This is a genomic window from Methylobacterium sp. A52T (assembly GCF_053346095.1).
Genome location: NZ_JBKFBI010000233.1, coordinates 1 through 4,989, shown reverse-complemented (window position 1 = coordinate 4,989; position 4,989 = coordinate 1). Strand labels below are relative to the sequence as shown.

At 74.6% G+C, this 4,989-nt stretch carries 7 protein-coding genes; 5 read left to right on the top strand and 2 right to left on the bottom strand.

All coding sequences use genetic code 11. From position 1 onward, the window contains the following. The coding region (locus ACLBYE_RS29530; RefSeq protein ID WP_447696879.1) for a hypothetical protein at positions 1–237 on the top strand (237 nt) is incomplete at its 5' end. 68 nt (positions 238–305) lie between these two features. On the opposite strand, the gene ACLBYE_RS29525 is transcribed toward ACLBYE_RS29530, so the two are convergent. Next, on the bottom strand, positions 306–731 hold the full coding sequence (locus ACLBYE_RS29525) for a DUF4864 domain-containing protein (RefSeq protein WP_447696878.1): 426 nt from the start codon (positions 729–731) through the stop codon (positions 306–308). 410 nt (positions 732–1,141) lie between these two features. Between ACLBYE_RS29525 and rutA the strand changes: the two genes are divergently transcribed. The 4 genes from rutA (at position 1,142) to rutD (ending at position 4,324) form a co-directional block, all read left to right on the top strand. Then, positions 1,142–2,236 (top strand): pyrimidine utilization protein A, encoded by a 1,095-nt coding sequence (rutA, locus tag ACLBYE_RS29520; RefSeq protein WP_447696880.1) that lies wholly within the window; start codon positions 1,142–1,144, stop codon positions 2,234–2,236. Between the two features lie 23 nt (positions 2,237–2,259). Beyond that, the gene (gene rutB / locus ACLBYE_RS29515) at positions 2,260–3,045 is read left to right on the top strand and encodes a pyrimidine utilization protein B (RefSeq protein ID WP_447696877.1); all 786 of its coding nucleotides are present in this window, start codon (positions 2,260–2,262) and stop codon (positions 3,043–3,045) included. Between the two features lie 113 nt (positions 3,046–3,158). Beyond that, positions 3,159–3,545, top strand: a complete 387-nt coding sequence (gene rutC, locus ACLBYE_RS29510; RefSeq protein ID WP_020093352.1) for a pyrimidine utilization protein C — start codon at positions 3,159–3,161, stop codon at positions 3,543–3,545. After that, positions 3,545–4,324, top strand: a complete 780-nt coding sequence (gene rutD / locus ACLBYE_RS29505) for a pyrimidine utilization protein D (protein WP_447696876.1) — start codon at positions 3,545–3,547, stop codon at positions 4,322–4,324. The genes rutC and rutD overlap by 1 nt, the downstream gene beginning before the upstream one ends. Before the next feature lie 7 nt (positions 4,325–4,331). Here the strand turns inward: rutD and ACLBYE_RS29500 are convergent. Beyond that, the coding region (locus ACLBYE_RS29500) for a hypothetical protein (RefSeq protein ID WP_447696875.1) at positions 4,332–4,989 on the bottom strand (658 nt) is incomplete at its 5' end.

The following is a 4,989-nucleotide window of genomic DNA, read 5'->3' as shown; positions in this document are numbered from 1 at the left end:
GGCCCGAGGCCCGGCCCCGAGGCCGGCGCGCCACCCCCGCCCCCTGGCGACCCGCGCCGCGGTCCCGGCCCGGACGGCCCCCCGCCGCCTCCGCCCCCGCCGTCGCGGGCCGCCCACATCGTGCTGGAGCGCGGCGACGCGCGGGTCGACGTGAAGTGCGCCGACGACGACACGACCAAGGCCTGCGCCGACGTCACCCTGCAGATGCTCGAGAAGCTCGGGACGTTCCGGCCCTGAGCCCGGCTTCCGCGCCCGCCGCGCCGGCGGCGGGCGCCCCTCGGGGGCGCGCTCTCATGCGCGCGTCCTCAGGCGCGCGTGCCCGGCGCCTTGGTGAGGCGGCAGCCGGTGATGCGCCACTGCCCGTCCGCGTCGCGGGCGAGGCTGTACTCGGCCGTCCAGTCGTCGCCGTACTCGTCCTGGATCGCCACCGACTGGACCACGCCCGCCGCGTCCGTGTCCCGCGCCTCGCCGAACACGAAGCTGCGGTGGCGGTAGACCGGACGGTACTGGTTCCGGACCATGCTGATGAACAGGTCGGCATTCGGGAACAGGTCCCGGATCCCCGGCGCGGCCTGCTCGTAGGCGGTCTGCGCGTCGTCGCGGCCGAGCGCCTGCTCCTGCTTGGCGATGACCGCCCGGGCCGCCGCGCGCCCCGCCTCGTCGGCCGCCGCCGGCCCCGCGAGGCTGAGGACGAGGCCGAGGACGAGGAGCAGGGCGGGCCACGCGCGCATCGCTGTCACTCCGGCAAGGTCAGGCAGGGTCCGACCGAGATCCGTCATCGTCACGGGAAGATGGTGTCCGACACGCCCACGACAATGTTTGTGACGCTGCCGACAGTGATCGCCGCGCCGTCACCGCACCGTGACCGGTCATCGCGCCGCGCGGAGGCGCGGGCCGGCGGGAAGGCGCGGCCGGACGGGAAGCGCGCACGGGTTGGGCAGGCATCGCGCCCTGGTTGTGCAAGTCGCTGGAAAGATGGGCATTTTCGCGCCCGACGGGCGCCGCGGGTTTGACCCTCCGCGGCGGTTTTGCGAGCCTCCGCTTGCCGACTCGGTTCCGGCGGGGAACCGACCGGGCGGAGCGCGGGACGACGATGCAGAGCCACGCGGACGACAGCGCCGATGCCCGTCCGGCACAGGCCATGAGTGTCGGGGTGTTCATCCCCATCGGCAACAATGGCTGGCTGCTGTCGGAGAACGCCCCGCAGTACCGCCCGAGCTTCGCGCTCAACAAGGCGATCACCCTGAAGGCGGAGGGCTACGGGCTCGACTTCGCCCTGTCGATGATCAAGCTCCGCGGCTTCGGCGGCAAGACCGAGTTCTGGGACCACAACCTCGAATCCTTCACCCTGATGGCGGGGCTCGCCGCCGTCACCACCCGGATCCGGCTGTTCGCCACCGCGGCGACCCTGTGCCTGCCGCCCGCCATCGTGGCGCGCATGGCCGCGACCATCGACTCGATCTCCGATGGGCGCTTCGGCCTGAACCTCGTCACCGGCTGGCAGAAGCCGGAATACGACCAGATGGGCCTGTGGCCGGGCGACGACTACTTTGCCAAACGCTACGACTACCTGGCCGAGTACGCCCAGATCCTGCGCGACCTGTGGGAGACGGGCGCCAGCGACCGCAAGGGCACGTATTTCCAGATGAGCGACTGCCGGCTGAGCCCCCGGCCGCAGGCGCCGGTGAAGATCATCTGCGCCGGCCAGAGCGGCGCCGGACTGGCCTTCACGGCCCAGTACGCCGACTACAATTTCTGCCTGGGCAAGGGGATCAACACGCCGACCGCCTTCGCGCCCGTGGTGGAGAAGCTCGCCGAGGCCGGCGCGCGGACCGGGCGGCGGGTGACCGCCTTCGCGCTGTTCATGATCATCGCCGACGAGACCGACGACGCCGCCACGGCGACCTGGGCGCACTACAGGGCGGGCGCGGATGCCGAGGCGATCGCGTGGCTCGGCGCCCAGGGCGCGGCCGACACGAAGTCCGGCAGCGACACCAACGTGCGCCAGCTCGCCGACCCGACCTCGGCGGTGAACCTCAACATGGGCACCCTGGTGGGCAGCTACGCCAGCGTGGCGGCGATGCTCGACGCCGTCATGACCATCGAAGGCGTGGAGGGCGTGCTGCTCGTCTTCGACGATTTCCTCAAGGGCCTCGACGATTTCGGGACCCGGATCCAGCCCCTGATGCGGTCGCGCCGGCACGTGACGGCGGCGGCACTGCCCGAGGTCGCCTGATGGGCCGCCCGATGGATCGCCCGATGGACCGCCCGACGGATGACCCGCTGGACCGCCCCGCCGGCTACCGCGACGCCCAGGGCCGGCACGGCGGCGTCGTCCTGCCGGCCCGCCCGGAACCGATTGCCCTCGATCCCGCGACCACGTTCCTCATCGTGGTGGACGTCCAGAACGCCTACGCGAGCCCGGGCGGCTACCTCGACCGGGCCGGATTCGACGTGTCGGGCACCGGCCCGGTGATCGCCCGGATCGCCCGGGCGGTGGCGGCGGCGCGATCCGCCGGCATCCCGGTCCTGTGGTTCCAGAACGGCTGGGACCCGGCCTATGTCGAGGCCGGTGGCCCGGGCTCGCCGAACTGGCACAAATCCAACGCTCTCAAGACGATGCGGCGGCATCCTGAAGTGAACGCGCAGCTGCTCGCCAAGGGATCCTGGGACTACGCGCTGGTGGACGCCCTGAGGCCGGAGCCCGGCGACATCGTGATGGGCAAGCCGCGCTACAGCGGCTTCTACAACACGCCCCTCGACAGCACCCTGCGGGCCCGGGGCGTGACCACGCTGGTCTTCACCGGCATCGCCACCAACGTCTGCGTCGAGTCGACCCTGCGGGACGGGTTCCACCGGGAGTATTTCGGGATCGTGCTGGCCGACGCCACGCACCAGGCCGGGCCGGAGAGCCTGCAGCACGCGGCGCTCGCCAACATCGAGACCTTCTTCGGCTGGGTCTCGGACGTCGCCGCCTTCGAGGCCGCCCTCGGGGCGTCTTCACACGCCGGGATCGATACGTCCGGCGGCGACCTGGCCGGATAAGTGCATCGCGCGCCCGGCCGGTGACCGGCAGGGTGCGCGAATGCCGCCGCGGCGCGGCCTCCCGCGCGGCCTGCCCGGTCCGGCCGACAGGTCGCGCGCGGGAGGCGCAGGGAATGCCCAAGCAGGTCGTGATACCGCCGGGGACCGGCAAGCCGCTGGCCCCCTACGTGCCGGGCACCCTGGCCGACGGGATCCTGTACGTCTCGGGCACGCTGCCGCTCGACGCGGAGGCCAACGTGGTCCATGCCGGCGACGCGGCGGCCCAGACCCGCCACGTGCTGGAGACCATCCGGGGCGTGGTCGAGGCCGCGGGCGGCACCATGGACGACGTCACCTTCAACCACGTCTTCCTGGCGGACTGGGCCGACTACGCGGCGATCAACGCCGTCTACGCCGAGTATTTCCCGGGCGAGAAGCCCGCGCGCTACTGCATCCAGTGCGGCCTCGTGAAGCCCGAGGCCCGCGTGGAGATCGCCGCGATCGCCCATATCGGCCGCTGATGGGCCCGCTCCCCCACGCGGTGGCCGGCCCGGCGGGCGGGCGGCCGGTGCTGCTCTCGCCGGGCCTCGGCGGCGCGGCGGGCTACTTCGCGCCGCAGATGGCGGCCCTGACCGCGCGGTTCCGGGTCGTCACCTACGACCACCGCGGCACCGGGCGCTCGCCCGGCCGGCTCGCGCCGGACCACGACATCCCCGCCATGGCGCGGGACGCGCTCGGGGTGCTGGACGCGGCCGGGATCGACCGGGCCGACGTGGTCGGCCACGCGCTCGGCGGCCTGATCGCCCTCCAGATGGCGCTGGACGCCCCCGGGCGGGTCGGGCGCCTCGCGGTGATCAACGGCTGGGACGCGATGGACCCGGCCACGCGCCGCTGCTTCGCGGCCCGCCGGGCGATCCTGGCCGGGGGCGGGCCGGAGGCCTACGTGCGGGCCCAGGCGATCTTCCTGTACCCGGCCCCCTGGCTCTCCGCGGAGGCCGAGCGGGTCGAGGCCGACGCGGCGCAGGCCCTGGCGCATTTCCCCGGCGCCGAGACGGTGCTGACCCGCATCGCCGCCCTGGAGCGCTTCACCATCGCGGACCATCTCGGGTCGATCGGCCACGAGACCCTGGTCATGGCCGCCCGGGACGACGTGCTGGTGCCCTACACCCGGTCCGAGCGGCTGGCGGCGGCGCTGCCCAAGGCCCGGCTCGCCCTCGCCCCGGAGGGCGGCCACGCCCACAGCGTCACCCGGCCCGAGGCCTTCAACCGGGCGCTCCTGGAGTTCCTGGACCGGGACTGAGCGCCCGCTACGCCCGCAGCGCGATCATCGGCAGCACCACCGCGTCGAGGGCGGCGGCCAGCACCGGGAGCAGGGCCGGCCAGCGCAGGGCCGCCGCGGTGCCGATCCGCCCCCGGGCGAAGGCCAGGATCAGCATCGGCGCCAGCGGCAGCAGGTCCCGGGCCCGCAACCCGCCGAGGCCGCCCGCCGGGGCGAGGGCCTGCGGCAGCACCGCCAGCCAGAGGCCGAGGAGCGCGCAGCCCGAGAGCCACAGCCGCTCCGCGGCCGGGGGCAGGGGGCCGCGCCGCAGCGCGACGGGCGGCACCAGCAGCGCGGCGGCCCAGACCCCGGAGAGGAACCCGGGCAGCGGGACGGCCAGGGACACCAATCCGCCCCCCGCCGCGCCGGGGGGCCGAGGCCCGGGGCTCGCGGACGGCAGCAGGGGCGGCAGGAAGACCGGCAGGAGTGCCGGCAGCAGGGCGAACGCGGCGAGCGGCAGCCGCTCCCGCCAGGCGCGGACGCGTCGCCCCGGGGGCGGGAACGGCACCAGCAGCATCCCCACGAGGGGCGCGCAGGCCGGCCGCGCCAGCACCACCAGGGCGATCGCCAGCGCCGCGCCGGCGCGGCGCGCCGATCCGTGCCGGCCCGTCATCGGCCGGGGGCTGGGCGGCAGGGGCGGGGGGGCC